The organism is Curtobacterium sp. MCLR17_032 (genome assembly GCF_003234795.2).
Classification (GTDB): domain Bacteria; phylum Actinomycetota; class Actinomycetes; order Actinomycetales; family Microbacteriaceae; genus Curtobacterium.
Genome location: NZ_CP126268.1, coordinates 2,898,098 through 2,913,603 on the forward strand (window position 1 = coordinate 2,898,098; position 15,506 = coordinate 2,913,603).

Annotated in this window: 14 protein-coding genes; 7 read left to right on the plus strand and 7 right to left on the minus strand. The window is 69.8% G+C overall.

The window, feature by feature from the left end; translation table 11 throughout:
- Nucleotides 1-150: 150 nt before the first annotated feature.
- Complete coding sequence (gene lepB, locus DEI97_RS13775) at nt 151-837, plus strand: signal peptidase I (RefSeq protein WP_111074516.1); 687 nt, start codon at nt 151-153, stop codon at nt 835-837.
- 253 nt (nt 838-1,090) lie between these two features.
- Here the strand turns inward: lepB and DEI97_RS13780 are convergent, their stop codons facing one another.
- Nucleotides 1,091-1,648, minus strand: coding sequence for a hypothetical protein (locus DEI97_RS13780; RefSeq protein WP_146248104.1), 558 nt, complete (start codon nt 1,646-1,648; stop codon nt 1,091-1,093).
- Between the two features lie 47 nt (nt 1,649-1,695).
- Here DEI97_RS13780 and DEI97_RS13785 point away from each other — a divergent pair, with 47 nt between their 5' ends.
- Nucleotides 1,696-2,064 carry a VOC family protein gene (locus DEI97_RS13785; protein WP_181439201.1) on the plus strand — a complete coding sequence of 123 codons (369 nt, stop codon included), beginning with the start codon at nt 1,696-1,698 and terminating at the stop codon, nt 2,062-2,064.
- 10 nt (nt 2,065-2,074) lie between these two features.
- Here DEI97_RS13785 and DEI97_RS13790 read toward each other — a convergent pair whose 3' ends face one another.
- From DEI97_RS13790 to DEI97_RS13815, 6 genes are all read right to left on the minus strand, one after another.
- Nucleotides 2,075-2,680 carry a YbaK/EbsC family protein gene (locus tag DEI97_RS13790; RefSeq protein ID WP_111074513.1) on the minus strand — a complete coding sequence of 202 codons (606 nt, stop codon included), beginning with the start codon at nt 2,678-2,680 and terminating at the stop codon, nt 2,075-2,077.
- 72 nt (nt 2,681-2,752) lie between these two features.
- A complete protein-coding gene (locus tag DEI97_RS13795) occupies nt 2,753-3,979 on the minus strand; it encodes a multidrug effflux MFS transporter (RefSeq protein WP_111074512.1) in 1,227 nt (408 codons plus the stop codon).
- A gap of 175 nt (nt 3,980-4,154) precedes the next feature.
- Nucleotides 4,155-6,608, minus strand: a complete 2,454-nt coding sequence (locus DEI97_RS13800; protein WP_111074511.1) for a beta-xylosidase/alpha-l-arabinosidase — start codon at nt 6,606-6,608, stop codon at nt 4,155-4,157.
- Nucleotides 6,605-7,486, minus strand: coding sequence for a carbohydrate ABC transporter permease (locus DEI97_RS13805; RefSeq protein ID WP_111074510.1), 882 nt, complete (start codon nt 7,484-7,486; stop codon nt 6,605-6,607). The genes DEI97_RS13800 and DEI97_RS13805 overlap by 4 nt, the downstream gene beginning before the upstream one ends.
- Nucleotides 7,486-8,517 (minus strand): carbohydrate ABC transporter permease, encoded by a 1,032-nt coding sequence (locus DEI97_RS13810; protein WP_111074509.1) that lies wholly within the window; start codon nt 8,515-8,517, stop codon nt 7,486-7,488. The genes DEI97_RS13805 and DEI97_RS13810 overlap by 1 nt, the downstream gene beginning before the upstream one ends.
- Before the next feature lie 2 nt (nt 8,518-8,519).
- Complete coding sequence (locus DEI97_RS13815) at nt 8,520-9,821, minus strand: ABC transporter substrate-binding protein (protein WP_111074508.1); 1,302 nt, start codon at nt 9,819-9,821, stop codon at nt 8,520-8,522.
- Between the two features lie 154 nt (nt 9,822-9,975).
- On the opposite strand from DEI97_RS13815, the gene DEI97_RS13820 reads away from it, so the two are divergent.
- The 5 genes from DEI97_RS13820 to DEI97_RS13840 all read left to right on the plus strand — a co-directional run bounded on the left by DEI97_RS13820 (nt 9,976) and on the right by DEI97_RS13840 (nt 15,422).
- Nucleotides 9,976-11,010 (plus strand): LacI family DNA-binding transcriptional regulator, encoded by a 1,035-nt coding sequence (locus DEI97_RS13820; RefSeq protein ID WP_253464395.1) that lies wholly within the window; start codon nt 9,976-9,978, stop codon nt 11,008-11,010.
- A gap of 438 nt (nt 11,011-11,448) precedes the next feature.
- Entirely contained in the window at nt 11,449-12,273 is an 825-nt protein-coding gene (locus DEI97_RS13825; RefSeq protein ID WP_111074507.1) for a hypothetical protein, read from the plus strand.
- 600 nt (nt 12,274-12,873) lie between these two features.
- A complete protein-coding gene (locus DEI97_RS13830; protein WP_146248103.1) occupies nt 12,874-13,263 on the plus strand; it encodes a hypothetical protein in 390 nt (129 codons plus the stop codon).
- 217 nt (nt 13,264-13,480) lie between these two features.
- A complete protein-coding gene (locus DEI97_RS13835; RefSeq protein ID WP_111074505.1) occupies nt 13,481-14,062 on the plus strand; it encodes a hypothetical protein in 582 nt (193 codons plus the stop codon).
- 121 nt (nt 14,063-14,183) lie between these two features.
- On the plus strand, nt 14,184-15,422 hold the full coding sequence (locus tag DEI97_RS13840) for an endo-1,4-beta-xylanase (RefSeq protein WP_111074504.1): 1,239 nt from the start codon (nt 14,184-14,186) through the stop codon (nt 15,420-15,422).
- The last annotated feature ends 84 nt before the right edge of the window (nt 15,423-15,506 follow it).

Here is a 15,506-nt window from a genome sequence, read left to right on the forward strand (position 1 = left end):
CTTGCTCTTTACTACCATGAGAATCCCCATTCTTCTAGGTGAGGCCCGCCTACGAGCGGCGCCAACCTGACAGTATGGGCAAGACTCGTCGCAGCACAAGAGAGGTGCTCAGAATGACGAGGCCGCCTGCACGCACGTACAGAAAATGCCATGGACCGGGAGAGCGACGTGGACACCTCCAAGTCAGGCCAAACCAGCCGAGCGCGTGTTCTCCGCGACATCGTCGTACTGCTGCTCGTAGCGGTGATCGTGCTGATGGGCCTGAGAACGTACGTGGTCCGTGCGCTCGTAGTCCCCTCTCAGTCGATGCAACCGACGCTTTTGGAGGGCAGCCGTATTTATGTCAACCAGCTGAGCCCGCGCCTTGCCGCTGTGCACCGCGGTGACATCGTCGTGTTTCGCGACCCGGGAGGATGGCTCCCGGAGCACCCGAACTCACATCTGAGCGATGGGAGTGTCCTTGGAAATATATGGTCTTCATTCACTCAATTCATCGGTTTTCAGCCTCGGGCGAATGACGCGCAGATTGTTAAGCGGGTGATCGGAATACCCGGAGACACTGTTTCCTGCTGCACGGATGATGGGCTCCTCAAAGTGAACGGCAAGGCAATCGATGAGCCTTATCTTGCCAGCGCTGCATCAGCTCGGCTGCCGGCGAGCACGCCATTTGCGGTGAAAGTGCCCGCCGGGAAGCTATGGGTTCTTGGCGACAATCGTGTTCACTCTCAAGATTCTCGTAGCCATGTCCTCGCTTCTGATCAAGGGTTCGTCCCCGAGAAAAACGTGACTGGATTGGTTGTCGCAACTACTTCAGGGGGTTTCCGATGGCTTGACTAGGTGAATACTGATTAGGGAAGTATTCGTATCGCCGCGCTTCGTAGCCAGCCAGCCAGCTTCCTGCATTCCTTATTGCTGGGTTGTGCGCCGCGCTCGGGTCGCTGCTCGCTATCGTTTCGGATCCGTCAAATGAGGCGCGAATGAACTCGGAAGAACGTTCCTCCCCGAGGTGCTCAACAGTTCGCACGCCTCACTGTGTCGGCCCACACGATACTGGCGTGACCGCTTGCCGCCGGAGCTTCGCACCGACGTTTCAGACCAACAACTCATGGCGCAGGCGTTCCCGACGGCTCTCCCCGAGCCAGGCAAGCCCCGTCTCCTGCGTCCAGGCGAAGACACCGACCTCACAGGGTCGGTTAGCCACCCGAACACGTCTGTGATCATCCAACGCGCCGGCGATGCAGAGGACGACGATCGCCGCGATCATCGCTGCCGACGACCGGCTTCGGTCCTTCCGGCGTTCGCGGACCTCGACGACGAGCACGGCTGCCGGGATCCCGACGGCGATGGCGACGCCCAACAGGACGGCCAGCGTGGTGCCCGGGGTCGGCTCTCCGGACCCGAAGGTCTGCTGCAGGCTCGCCCGGAGTTGGAACGCGAAGCCCACGACGAGTGCAACGGGCATCAGCAACGCCACGACGACGCTCGACGACCGGTTGGTCACCTGTGTGGATTGGGCGGGCGGCGCCGGGGTCGTCCGCCCCGGGACGGCGGCGTCGAGCCCGTAGGGACCTGGTGAGCCCCGGTCCTCGTCCGGCTGCGACTCGGGTCCGTCGTCCGGTCCGCGGGCGTGATCGCGTGCATCGTTCATGTTCCCCCCGAGACCCATCTTGCCGGACCAGGACTACGGTGACCGCCATGATCGGCTCACTCGACGTCGTCGTCCTGGACTGCCCGGACACCCGCGCCCTCGCTCGCTTCTACGCCGAAGTCCTCGGCGGGGAGATCGTCGCCTACGACGAGGACTGGGCCGAGGTGGTCCTGCCCTTCGCCGGACACCGACCGTTGCTCGCCCTGCAGCGGGTCGACGACTACCGGGCTCCGGACTGGCCGGGGCAGGACGTCCCGCAGCAGCTCCACCTCGACGTGAAGGTGGACGACCTCGACATCGGAGAACAGGCCGTGCTGGCGATCGGCGCGCGGGCGACGGGCGAGGGCACCGACACCTTCCGGGTCTACCTCGACCCGGCGGGGCACCCGTTCTGCCTGGTCCGCCCCCAGGACTGACCCGCGCCGGTCAGGCCGACGTCGCCGGCTCGGCCGGCCCGGTCGGCGAGGCAGGCGAGGCGGGCGACGCGGGCGAGCCGGGCTCGACCGCCAGCCCCTCGACCACCTCGACCCGCGGCAGTTCCGCGAGCAGCGCACCCGGCAGGAACAGCTTTGCCCCGCGGACGCCCGCCCCGATGACGACCTCGGGCGCCTCGAGCACCCGGGAGTCGACGTACACCGCCCAGTCCGCGGGCAGCCCGATCGGCGTGATCCCGCCGTACTCCATCCGGGTGCGCTCGACCGCGTCGTCCATCGGTGCGAAGCTGACCTTCCGGGCGCCGAGCAGCCCCTTGACGGTCCGGTTGACGTCGAGCTTCGTGGACGCGAGCACGACGCACGCCGCGTAGGTCACGGTGTCGCCGCGCTTGCCCGCGACGACGATGCAGTTCGCACCACCGGACACCGGGAACCCGTAGGCCTCGGAGAACGCTGCCGTGTCCGCCAGGTCCGGGTCGATCGGCGACGCCTCGATCCGCTGCAGCACGGCGGAGGGCAGGGCGACCAGGGCCTCCGCGACGGGGATGGCGATCGAGCCGGTGGCGAGCAGGACGGGCATGCGGTTCAACGTCGGCATCGCTCCACCCTAGGGACGCCCACCACGACGACGTGTCAGCCGGAACGCGGACGAAGCGACCCGACCCGACCCTCACCGCGAGCCGACCACCCGCCGCCGGTCCCGCGCCGATGCCCAGACCTGCACGACCAGCCCGAGCGCGATGAACCCCGCCATCATCCCGCCCATCGCCGTCGCGGTGCCGCCGAGCGCCCCGGCGAGCGGCGTCGCCAACCCACCGAGCCCGAACGTCAGCCCACCAGCCAGCGCCGAGGCGGTCCCGGGGTGCCGGTGGCCGAGTGCCTGCGTCAGCGTGATCGACCCGGGGATCACCCAGCCCCACGCGGCGGTGACGAGTGCCAGCGCCGGCCAGACCACGGCCGCGCCGGCACCGCTGACCGCGCCGAGCAGGACGAACACCGACCCGACGGTGCCGACGGCGAGGCCGATCGTGTAGAGCCGGTCCTCGGCGACGCGGCCGACGAGCTGCCGGAACACCAGTGTCGACACGATCATGCACGACGCGTTCGAGGCGAAGACGAGCGTGTAGAGCCCCTCGCCGAAGCCGTACTGCTGCTGGAACACGAACGACGACGTGGCGATGTACGAGAAGAACCCGATGGTCCCGCAGCACCCGGTGACGAGGTACCAGCGGAACCGCGGGATGCGCAGCAGCTCGGCCATCCGTTCGAGCACGGCGCGGGGCGACCGGCCGCCCGGGGTCGGCTCGACGAGGGTCTCCGGCAGGGACCGTGCGGCCGCGATGGTGAGGACGGCGCCGAGGACCGCGAGCACGACGAACGCCCCGCGCCAGGTCGAGAACGACAGCACGACCCCGCCCGCGAGCGGTGCGACGACCGGCCCGACCGAGTTCACGACCGCGAGCGTCGAGTACAGCCGGCTGCGCTCGGTCCCGGTGGCCGCGTCACCGACCATCGCCCGACCCGCCACCGCGGCGGCGGCTCCACCGAGGCCCTGCACGACCCGGGCGACGACCAGGGTCACGATGTCCGGGGCGATCGCGCAGACCAGTCCGGCGACGGCGAACAGCGCCGTCCCGCCGAGCATGATCCGGCGCCGTCCGACCCCGTCGCTGATCGGTCCGACGACGATCTGCCCGACCGCGAAGGCGACGAGGAACGCGGTCAGCGTGAGCTGGACGGCGGCGGTCGAGACGTCGAGGTCACGGGCGATGGCCGGCAGCCCCGGGATGTACATGTCGGTCGCGAAGGGCGACACCCCGACGATCAGGCTGAGGGTCAGCAACGGTCCCCGGCGCCCGGTCCAGGACGTGCGGGCCGGATCGGCAACGCTGCTCATCGCCGCCACCCTAGCCCGCGCACACCCCGTGGCGACAGGGCCGACCACGGCCGGCACGGGTCCGGATCGGCACCCGGCCGCATGACGGACGGGAGGCCCGTGACCAGCTGGTCACGGGCCTCCCGTCCGACGGCCCCGCGCTCCCCCGCGGCGGCCGTCACCGGCCGGTTCCCCGTCAGCCGACGACCTCCCACGTGACGAGTCGCGCGTCACGGGTGGTGACCTCGTGCACGGGTCCCTCGACCGCGAGGAGCGCTCGCGGTGTCGCGGTGCCGGGCAGGACCCGGGCGGCGGTGGCGCGCTCGTTGACGATGACGCCACCGGTCGCGGTGTCGGCGTCCGCCACTGAGGCCGAGGCCGCCGCGTGCGAGCCGACCCAGACCTCCACGTCGCCGGGTTCCACGATCCGGACCATGCGCCGGTCGCTGAACGCCAGGCGGGTGGTGGGGACGGTGAAGGCGAGCCGCACGGACGCGCCGGCGTCGAGGTCGACGCGGGCGTAGCCGAGCAGCTGCACGACCGGACGGGTGACCGATCCGGCGACGTCGTGCCCGAACAGCTGCACAACGTGGGCGCCGGCGACCGAGCCGGTGTTCGTCACCGTGACGCTGGCACTGAACGCTGACCCGGCACGGACCGACTCGTCGACGACCAGGTCGGCGTACTCGAAGGACGCGTACGACAGGCCGAAGCCGAACGGCCGCACTGGGGTGGAGTCGGTCGCGGTGACGTCCGACGGACCACCGAGGGCCGGGTGCAGGTACGAGTACGGCTGCGCGCCGGCGGAGCGGGGCAAGGACACCGGCAGTCGACCGGAGGGGTTCACCCGACCGGTGACGACGTCGGCGATCGCGAGCCCGCCGCCCTCACCGGGGAAGAACGCCTGCAGGACGGCGGCGGGCCGCGGCCCCTCGCCGTCGAGCGCCCAGCTGACGGCGTACGGCCGCCCGGTGAGGAGCACCAGGACGACCGGCGTACCGGTGGCGACCACGGCCTCCACCAGGTCGCGCTGCACGCCGGGCAGGTCGAGCGACTCGGAGTCGTTGCCCTCGCCGACGGTGCCACGGCCGAACAGGCCGGCCTGGTCGCCGACGACGACGACGGCGAGCTCGGCCTCCGTCGCGGCGGCGACGGCGTCCGCGATGCCGGTGCGGTCCTCCCCCTCGACCGTGCAGCCCTCGACGACCCGGACCGACGCGCCGGCGAACGCGTCGGTCAGCGCCTCGGCGACGGTCGGGATCGAGAACCCGAGCGGCAGTCCGGGGTGGGCGGCCAGGACGTGGTTCGCGAACGAGTAGCAGCCCTGCAGCGCCTCGGCCCGGTCGGCGTTGGGGCCGATGACGGCGACGGTGCCGGGGGTCTGCCGGACCGGCAGGACCCCGTCGTTGCCGAGCAGCACGATCGACTCCTCGGCGAGACGTCGGGCGAGCGCCTGGTGCCGGGGCGAGTCGAGGTCGACGCCGGTGGGCGGTTCGTCCTCGTACGCCTCGGGGTCGAGCAGGCCCAGGGCCTCCTTCTGCGCGAGGGCACGGAGGACCGCGCGGTCGACGTACGCCTCGTCGAGCTGGCCGGACCGGACGCGCTCCAGCAGGGGCTGCAGGTACGCGTCGCCGGTGGGCAGCTCGACGTCGATGCCGGCCTCGAGGGCGAGCGCCGCCGCTTCCCCACGGTCGGCGGCGACGGCGTGCATGACCTCGAGGAAGGCGATCGCGAAGTAGTCCGCGACGACGGTGCCGTCGAAGCCGAGCTGTTCGCGGAGCACGCCCGTCAGGTACTCGGGGTTGGCGGCCATCGGGACGCCGTCGGTCTCGGTGTACGAGTTCATCACCGAGCGGGCACCGCCGTCGAGCAGCGCCATCTCGAACGGCGGCAGGAACACGTCGCGGATCTCGCGCGGCCCGGCGGAGACGGGCGCGTGGTTGCGTCCGGCGCGGGACGCCGAGTAGCCGAGGAAGTGCTTCAGGGTGGCGTGCACGCCGGCGTCCTGCAGGCCGCGGACGTAGGCGGTGCCGACCGTGCCGACCAGGTACGGGTCCTCACCGATGCACTCGTCGACGCGGCCCCAGCGGGGGTCGCGGACGACGTCGAGCACCGGGGCGAGCCCCTGGTGGATGCCGAGCTCACGCATCGAGTCGCCGATCGCACGGCCGACCTGTTCGACGAGTTCCGGGTCGAACGAGGCACCCCACGCGAGCGGGGTCGGGAAGGTCGCGGCCTTCCAGGCGGCCAGTCCGGTGAGGCACTCCTCGTGCACGAGGGCGGGGATGCCGAGCCGCGTCTCCCGCTTCAGGCGGCGCTGCTCCTGCCAGAGCCACGCGGCTCGCTCCTCGGCGTCGACCGGGCGGGTTCCGTAGACGCGGGTGTAGTGCCCGATGCCGTCACGGGTGACGTCGGGCAGCGTGGCCCGGTCGTCCTGCGCGGCCGCCATCTCGCCCTGCATGGGTGCGACGACGCCGTTCTGATCGAGCCAGTAGCCGACGATCTGCGCCGTCTTCTCCTCGAGCGTCATCCGGGCGAGCAGGTCGCGGACACGGTCGCTCACCTCGGGGACGGCCGGGAGGCCCGTGGCCGGGTCCGACAGTTCGGTGCGGACCGTGTCGACCTGTCGGGGTTCGTTGGTGATCGTCATCCCTTGACCGCCCCGGTGAGACCGCCGACGATCCGGCGCTGGAAGATCGTGAAGAAGACCAGCGCGGGGATCATCGACATGGACGTGAACGCCAGCACCTTCGCCGTGTCGACGGAGTACTGCGACGAGAACGCCTGCACACCGAGCGGCAGCGTGTAGCTGCCCTCGTTGTTGAGGATGAACAGCGGCAGGATGTAGCTGTTCCAGCTGGCGATGAACGCCAGGATCCCGACGGTGACGACGCCCGGCAGGGACAGCGGCACGATCATCCGGAAGAAGAACCCGAGGCGGCTGGCACCGTCGATGGACGCCGCTTCCTCGAGCTCGTCGGGGATCGCCCGGAGGAACGGCACCAGGATGATGACGGTCGTCGGCAGGGCGAAGGCGATCTGCGGCAGGATCACACCGGCCAGGCTGTCCGTCAGACCGAGGTCCTTGATGAGCAGGTACAGCGGGGTGATCGCGACGGTGATCGGGAACATCAGGCCGGCGGCGAACAGCGCGTACAGGGCACCGCGGCCGGCGAACCGGTAGCGGGCCAGGATGTAGCTGACCATCAGGCCGAGCACGACGACACCGACGGTCGTCGCGATCGCGCTGATCGCCGAGTTGCTGAGCTCCCGCCAGAAGATCGAGCTGCCGAGGACCGAGCCGTAGTTGCCCAGTTCGAACGGAGCCGGCAGACCGGCGGGGCTGGTGGTGATCTGCGAGTTCGTCCGGAAGCCGCCCAGCACGATGTACAGCACCGGGGCGAGGTTCGCGGCGACGAACAGGATCGCCACGACGTAGGTGAGCGGGTTGGCGCGACCGATGGCCGCGCTCGACCGGCGGTCACGCGTCGCCCGGCGCCCGGGGGCGACGATGCTCGTGGTGGCCATCACTTCTTCCCTTCGGTGATCGCACCGGCGGTGTCCCGGCGGAGCACGAATCGTTGGTAGATGAGCGCGACGGCCAGGGAGATGATGAACATCACGACGGCGACGGCGCTGCCGAACCCGTAGTTCCCGGAAGTACGGCCGTTCGCCACCATGTAGGTCGCCATGGTCGACGTGCCTGCGGTGGAGGCGATGTACTGCCCCCAGATGATGTAGACGAGGTCGAACAGCTGCAGCGACCCGATGATCGACAGGAACGCCCAGATGCGGATGGTCGGTCCGAGCAGCGGCAGGGTGATGCGCCGCTGGATCTGCCAGTAGCCGGCGCCGTCGATCGCAGCGGCCTCGAAGAGCTCCTCGGGGATGCTCTGCAGGCCGGCGAGGAACAGGATCACCGCGAAGCCGATGTACTTCCACGAGATGATCACGAGCAGCGTCCAGATGGCGATGTCCGGGTTGGACAACCAGTCCGCGCGGAGACCACCGAGGCCGATGCCCTGGAGCAGGTCGTTCACGGCGCCGTTCGACTGGAGCAGCAGGCTCCAGCCGGTGCCGACGATGACCTCGGAGATCACGTACGGCACGAAGACCAGGACGCGGATGAGACCGCGGCCGTGCATCTTCTGGTTGAGCAGGAGCGCGAGGACGATGGCGATCGGCCCCTGCAGCACCAGCGACAGGACGACGATGAAGCCGTTGTGCATGAGGACCGACCGGAAGGCCTGGTCCTGGAAGATGATGACGTAGTTCTGCAGGCCGACGAAGTCGGTGGGCGGGCCGTAGCCCTGCCACTTGAAGAACCCGTAGTACGCGGCCATGGCCACGGGCAGGATCACGAACGTGACGAAGACGATCACGGCGGGTCCGGCGAGGACGGCGATCTCCGCGCGCTGCCGCCAGTCCGCGAGCCGCTTGGCGGGCCGACGCCCGGCGGGGCGCGGTGCCGTGGAGGCACCGCGCCCTGCCTGCGTGGACCCCGCGCCGCGGTCCGACCCGGTGGCCGGGTCCGTGCCGAGCGAGGTGTCGAGGGTCATGGTCAGCCCTTGGCCGCAGCCTGGTTGGTGGTGGTGACGATGTCCTTGGCGTTGCCCTTGCCGGCGAGGACGTCCACGACGCTGGTGTTCAGCGCGTTGCCGACGTTCTGGCCGTAGAGGGTGTCGAGGTACTGCGACACGAAGGGGGCGTCCTTGTACGCGGCGAGCGCCGTCTTCAGGTACGACTCCGACACGACGGACTGGGCGTCCTGGTTGACGGGGATCGCCTGGAAGGCCTTGTAGTAGCCCTCCTGGTTGTCCTTCTGCACGATGAAGTTGAGGAAGTCGGTGCAGGCCTTCTTCGGGGCCTTCGCGGTGCAGGAGTAGCCGTCGACGCCACCCATCATCGACTTGGGGTCACCCTTGCCGCCGGACACGGCGGGGAACGGGAACCAGCCGAGGTCCGGCAGCGGCTTGGCGTCCGGGGTCAGGGAGGAGATCACGCCCGGGTCCCACGCGCCCATGAGTTCCATGGCCGCCTTGTGGTTGGCGAGGAGACCGGCGGAGCTGCCGGCGCCCTGCTGTGCGGCGGTGGTGAGGAAGCCGTCGTTGAACGGCTTGGTGTCGTTGAAGGCCTCGAGGTCCTTGCCGGCCTTGGTCCAGCACGCGTTGTCGAACTTCAGCGACTCGGCGGCACCGGTCAGGGTCTTCTCGCTGCAGGCGCGGAGGGCGAAGTTGTAGTACCAGTGCGCGGCGGGCCAGGCGTCCTTCGCACCGACGGCGACCGGGTCGACGCCGGAGTCCTTGAGCTTGGCGATGTCGTCGTTGAGCTCGTCCATCGTGGTGGGCGTGCCCGTGATGCCGGCCTTCTCGAACAGGTCCTTCGAGTACCAGATGCCCTCGGGGAGCACGGCGACGGGCATGGCGTAGGTGCCGTCCTTCGCGTCGTAGCCCGAGAACGTGCCGGCGCTGATCGACTTCTTGGCGTCGGCGCTGATCGAGTCCTTGATGTCGAGCAGCTGTCCGGCGTTGATCATGGCGTTGAGCTTGCCGCCACCGCGCTGCAGGAAGACGTCGGGGCCGTCGCCGGAGTTCAGCGCGGTCTGGAGCTTGCCGTCCAGGTCCTCGTTCTGGATCGCCTGGATCTTGATCGTGACGTTCGGGTTCTTCTTCTCGAACGCCTTGACCGTGTCGGCCCAGTAGGCCTTGCCCGGACCGGTGGTGGAGTTGTGCCAGAAGGTCATCGTGACCTTGCCGTTGCCGCTGCCGTCGTCGGCGGCTCCGCCGCTCGAGCAGCCCGTGGCGAGCAGTGCGGTGCCGGCTGCGATGGCGATGGCCGCCGCGAACCTGTTCTTCCTCGTCATTGTGGAGTCCCTCGGTAGTCGTCGTTGACATGCGACCGCGAGGCCGCACGGAGAGCATGCCTGGCGCTCATTCGGCTTGTCAATCGATTTCGATAACGATTTCGGTCCGTGGCGGTCCGCGGCTGAGGACCCCTCGGCGGGGTACGGTGTCGACGTGGATGCCATCGCCCGTCCGGCTCCCCTGCGGGGGCGGACCACCATCAGCGATGTCGCGCGGGCTGCCGGGGTCTCCGTCCCGACCGTGTCGAAGGTCATCAACGGACGCGACGGTGTCGCCGCCGCCACCTCGCAACGCGTGCTCGCGGTGATCGAGTCGCTCGGGTACGAGAGCTCCCTGGTCGCCCGCAGTCTCCGCCGCAGCCGCACGGACGTGATCGGCATCCTGGTCACCGAGTTCGAGCCGTTCTCGACCGAGTTGCTCAAGGGCATCTCGTCCGCCGCCGACGGCACCGGGTACGAGCTGCTCGCCTACGCCGGACTGGTCAGCGGCGAGGCACGCCCCGGCTGGGAGCGCCGCTCACTCTCCCGGCTCGCCGGCACCCTGATCGACGGCGCGATCGTCGTCACCCCCACCACCCTCATGGCGAGCACCCCGATCCCCGTCGTGTCGATCGACCCGCACACCGGACCCGAGGGCCACGCCGCGATCGACTCCGACAACGTCGGCGGGGCGCGTGCCGCGACCGAGCACCTCATCGCCCTCGGACACCGCCGGATCGCGCACATCCGCGGACGTGCCGACCTGGCCTCGGCCGAACTGCGCGAACTCGGGTACCGCCAGTCCCTCGAGGCCGCCGGCATCCCCTTCGACCCCGACCTGGTGTGCGTCGGCGACTACCAGACCGCCGCCACCGCCGAGGTCGCCCGCGAGCTGCTCTCCCGCCACGACCGGCCGACCGCGGTGTTCGCGGCCAACGACAGCTCGGCGATCGGGGTCCTGCAGGTCGCCGGCGAACTCGGGCTCCGCGTACCGCAGGACCTGTCCGTCGTGGGCTTCGACGACGTCCCCCAGGCCGCGAACGCCACTCCACCGCTGACGACGGTCGCGCAGCCGCTGCACGACCTCGGTGCCGAGGCGCTCCGCATGCTGCTGGAACTGCTCGGCGGCCGCGACGTGCCGGCGCACGTGCAGCTGCCGGCGTCGCTCGTGGTCCGCGCGAGCACGGCGCCGCCCCCGCCCGGTTCCTGAGGGCCCGGGCGCGGGACGCCGGCGTCTTCGCGAGACGCCGCGGACGTCGCGAGACGCCGCCACATTCCGCGGCGTCGCCGACACTCGGCGGCGTCACCCACGGACGGGGCGACGGACGGGAGGCGCGCAGCCCGCTCGCCCCGCGCCTCCCGTCCGCACCGCGAAACGCCCGCGTCTGCGCGAGACACCGCGATCCTCCCGAGACGCCGCCACATTCCGCGGCGTCTCCCGCACCCGGCGGCGTCCCTCACAGACGACGGGCAGTCGGTCGCTTCGCGGGCCCATGGCACTCGGTCGAACCCATGGAACGTCTCGTCGGCCGGTCGCCCGTCGAGACAGTGCTCGGCCGGACTTGGTCGTGTCCGGCCGAGCTCCGTCTCACGCGATCCCCGCCGAACGGTCGATGCGTCGGGTCGTCTGGGCCCGTACGGTCGGAAGATGCTCCAGCGAACCGCCGCAGTCACCGCAGCCCTCGTGATCACGCTCGTCTCGGTCACGGGGTGCGCAGCCGGGCCGGGAGGCGCGGCCTCCTCCGCCACGACGGCGGAGGTCCCGCAGCTGGACCCGCAGGTCGCGTCCACGCTCGACGACGCACTCCGCACCGTGCAGGCGAGCCCCGGCGTCGCGAGCGCGACGAACCGGATCGAGCTGCACCAGCGCTACACGGCCGCCGACGGAACGGACGTCACGCCCCCCGGCCTCGACGCATGGGACAACCGCGACGCCGGCCCGGCTGCACCGCCGCCCATCGGCGGTGTCTCCCCGGACGATCCCGTGCTCCCGCCGGTGCCCACGCCCTCAGCTCGTCCCACACCCCCGGTCGGTGCGACCGAGACGCACTCGTTCTCGAGCGCCTTCGTGGTCACGATGGACCCAGACGCAACCCCTTCGGAAGCGACGGCGGTCCCGGTCGCGATGGCGGAGCGGATCGCCTGGACCGGTGTCACCCTCACGCTGCAGGTGCCGGCCGGGCCGGGACACGTCCTCTCCACCGTCACCTACTCGGGCACGTTCGACCAGCAGATCCCTGACGAAACGGCCCTCGGTGTCGCGTCCGGACTGGCGACGCTCGCCGCCACGCCAGGCGTGACCGGACTCGAGGCGAGCATTCCGCAGACGATGCGCATCGACTACGGCTCGCTGACGATCGGGGTCTCCCCGGCGGACGACGCCACGCTCGCGCGGGTACACGGGGTGATCGACGGGACCGCGTTCGCCGGGACGACGCTGCACGGGTCGTTCGGGAACGGGGCGAAGCCCTAGTCGGAGGCACGACTGCTGCTCGGCGCGCTCGTCGCTCTGGTGCTCCTGCAGGGCGGGGTCGCCTCGGTTGTGGCGGCGACAGTGGGTACCGCGATCCAACGCTCGCTGGCACCAGTCCAGGTCGCCGGCGGCAGCACATGCAAATCGGTGAGCGACGACTGAATGCGTCTCTCTCGGTCGGCTGTCGAGGAGAAAACCGGCACGGTGCTCCCGCGAGGCGCCCACCTCGTCGCCTCTGGCACCCGGCATACGCTCAAGTCATTCGAAGCGTGGGCTGTGGCGTGTGTCCCCGATGCACCGCGCTTGTTCGCGGAGGCGAGACGCAGCGGGTTCGTCGACGCAGATTCGGCGTTCTCGCCCTCACGCAACGACTGGTCAGGCAAGGGACCGGTGTCGCTTGAGCTCTGCAGGACCACGCAGTCAGACGGCGATCAGTAGATCGATCTCGAGGGACGCTGCGACCAAGGCTCGTACGTCCATCTCGGGTACTTCCTCGACAAGTGAGGACGCTCTGGTCTCACTCAACCATCCGCCACCGCGACGGTTCTCTCACTCCTTCGACGGATCCCCCACTGGTGTCGGTTGCGCCAGGCTCGATGCGTGAGTCAGATTCGACGTGCGCGGGTGTTCGCGTGGGGCATGCCTTCCATCGCCCTCGTCCTCATCGCCGGCCAAACGTTGGCGTGCGTCCTGGCGTACTTGCACACCGCTCCGATCGATGCTGCGTACCGAGCCACCGACGAGAGCGGCCGCGGGATCCTTCGTGCGCCGCCCGCCGACGTCATGGCTGCTGATCGGGCCCAGGGCATCACTTGGATGGCCTCGTTCCCGGTGGCTGTCGTGGCGACGCTCCTGGCAGCCCGGGCACTGGAGCGAGCTCGAGTTGCGGGTGACGCGTTGGTGTTCGCGTACCTCGTGACGGTCGTCGGCATCTTCGGATGCGTCGCGGGTCTCGGCGTCGCCGCATTCGGAGTCCTCGAGATCCTGTGACGCGGACTTCTCCAGACTGCAGCGAACGGGTTCACGACGCACTCGTGAGCGGTGACCGCAGCGGCGTCCCCCGAGCCGATCGTCGACCGGGCACTGCTGTCGGAACTGACCGGGACGACCTCGTCCTCGCCGCGACCGGTGGACCGGCGTTCGGTGTCAGGGGCATCCTGTTCGCCATGCAACTCATCACCTCCAGGCGGAAGAAAGCGAAACGCGCATGACCGAGCCGACGGCAACGACGAAGCCGTGGTTCCGAGACAGGTACACCTGGAAGTTCCTCGGCGGCGCAGCACTGTTCCTCGCCGGGTTCATCGTCGCCCCGGTCTTCGGTGTCGTGTCCGTCTTCGGCTGCGTGTTCGGTCTCGTCGCGGACAACCACGCCATGCACGCTGACTCGCACCTGCGCAGCATCAGCGAGGTCACCACGGGGACCGTCATCGACATCGACGTCCGGCACTACTCCGGCGCAGGCAAGACCGGAGGCCACACCGAATGCATCCCCATCGTGAAAGGTGAGGCCAACGGTTCACCCCACAGGTGGGAGCTGACGAACCACCCCGCCTGCAACGACTACTACACGGTCGGTGAACGGCTGCAGGTGATGTACGACCCGACTGACGTCGACCACGCTGGCGTCCGCTCGGACAAGATCCTCGCCACCTACCGGCACAACCTCGGCGTTGAGGTGCAGATCGGACTCATCGGCCTCGGGCTCAGCGCTGTTGGCGCTGCCTGCTGGACATGGCTCCTCCGCCGAGAGAAGCGGAAGAAGAGAGGTGCCCAGCTCCGGCAGAGCTGACGAGGTGGAGACCGCCGATGCACCTAGCCCGACATCGTCATGCCCGACATGGAGGGACACGGTCGATTCCACCACCCCGACCTGATAAGTTCCCGCTCACAACAAATGCGGGAGGCCGTCGATGGAGACGCAGCACGACACAGCACACCGGTCCGGCGAGCTCATCGTCACCGTGACCGACGCCGACGGCACACCCCGGGCAGGCACCGAGGTCGTCGTGGAACAGCGGCGTCACGAGTTCGGGTTCGGCAACATCGGGTTCGACTTCATCGGCCTCGCGAACGGCGAGCACGACCCCGACGACGTCGGCACCCCCGAGCTCGCCGACCTCTGGCTCGACGTCTTCAACACCGCCACCCTGCCGTTCTACTGGGGCCGCTTCGAACCCGAGCGCGGCCGCCCCGACACCGAGCGGCTCCAGCGGACGGCCGCGTGGTTCCGTGACCGCGGCGTCGCGACGAAGGGCCACCCGCTGGTCTGGCACACCGTGCAGCCGGACTGGTTGCTCGGGCTGGACACCGACGAGGTCGAGCGGCTGCAGCGCGAACGGATCCGCCGCGAGGTGCGGGACTTCACCGGCCTCGTGGACACCTGGGACGCGATCAACGAGGTCGTGATCATGCCGCACTTCGCGAACGGCGACAACGGGATCACGCCCCTCGCCCTGGCCCGCGGCCGCCTGGCGATGATCCGGATGGCGGTCGACGAGGCCCGCGCCACGAACCCGTCCGTCACGCTGCTGCTCAACGACTTCGACCTGTCGGACGCGTACGAGTGCCTGATCGAAGGCGTCCTGGAAGCCGGGATCGGCATCGACGCCATCGGCCTGCAGACCCACATGCACCAGGGCTACTGGGGCGAGGACACCATGCTCGCGATGGTGGACCGCTTCGCCCGGTACGGCCGGCCGCTGCACCTGACCGAGACCTCGCTGGTGTCCGGCGACCTGATGCCCGCACACATCGTCGACCTCAACGACCACCAGGTGGACTCGTGGCCCTCGACGCCCGAGGGCGAGGCACGCCAGGCCGACGAGCTGGAACGGCACTACCGCAGCCTGGTCGGGCACCCCGCGGTCGAGGCGATCACCTACTGGGGCATCACCGACCGGGGCGCCTGGCTGAACGCGCCGATCGGCCTGGTGCGAGCAGACGGCACGCCGAAGCCGTCCTACGACGCCCTCCGTCGCCTGGTGAAGGACGATTGGTGGACGGGGCCGACGACCCTCCGCACGGACGACTCCGGGCGCGCACGGCTGCGCGGGTTCCGGGGCGAGTACGCGGTGCGCGCCGGCAGCGCGGAGTCCACGGTCACGATCGGGCGGGACGCGCCGACGGCGGTCCGGCTGACCGCGGACTGACGGCCGACGACGGACTGCCGGTGCGGGATGCCGACGCGACCGCCGTCGGACGGGAGGCGCGGGACCGGTCGTGACGCGCCTCCC

What these genes read in the sequence shown, in the direction of transcription:
- DEI97_RS13785 (WP_181439201.1), top strand. Translation starts at nt 1,696, where the DNA reads ATGATCGGCTCACTCGACGTCGTCGTCCTGGACTGCCCGGACACCCGC.
- DEI97_RS13825 (WP_111074507.1), top strand. Translation starts at nt 11,449, where the DNA reads ATGCTCCAGCGAACCGCCGCAGTCACCGCAGCCCTCGTGATCACGCTC.
- DEI97_RS13835 (WP_111074505.1), top strand. Translation starts at nt 13,481, where the DNA reads ATGACCGAGCCGACGGCAACGACGAAGCCGTGGTTCCGAGACAGGTAC.
- DEI97_RS13805 (WP_111074510.1), bottom strand. Translation starts at nt 7,486, where the DNA reads ATGGCCACCACGAGCATCGTCGCCCCCGGGCGCCGGGCGACGCGTGAC.
- DEI97_RS13790 (WP_111074513.1), bottom strand. Translation starts at nt 2,680, where the DNA reads ATGCCGACGTTGAACCGCATGCCCGTCCTGCTCGCCACCGGCTCGATC.
- DEI97_RS13810 (WP_111074509.1), bottom strand. Translation starts at nt 8,517, where the DNA reads ATGACCCTCGACACCTCGCTCGGCACGGACCCGGCCACCGGGTCGGAC.
- DEI97_RS13815 (WP_111074508.1), bottom strand. Translation starts at nt 9,821, where the DNA reads ATGACGAGGAAGAACAGGTTCGCGGCGGCCATCGCCATCGCAGCCGGC.
- DEI97_RS13780 (WP_146248104.1), bottom strand. Translation starts at nt 1,648, where the DNA reads ATGAACGATGCACGCGATCACGCCCGCGGACCGGACGACGGACCCGAG.
- DEI97_RS13800 (WP_111074511.1), bottom strand. Translation starts at nt 6,608, where the DNA reads ATGACGATCACCAACGAACCCCGACAGGTCGACACGGTCCGCACCGAA.
- DEI97_RS13795 (WP_111074512.1), bottom strand. Translation starts at nt 3,979, where the DNA reads ATGAGCAGCGTTGCCGATCCGGCCCGCACGTCCTGGACCGGGCGCCGG.
- DEI97_RS13840 (WP_111074504.1), top strand. Translation starts at nt 14,184, where the DNA reads ATGGAGACGCAGCACGACACAGCACACCGGTCCGGCGAGCTCATCGTC.
- lepB (WP_111074516.1), top strand. Translation starts at nt 151, where the DNA reads ATGGACCGGGAGAGCGACGTGGACACCTCCAAGTCAGGCCAAACCAGC.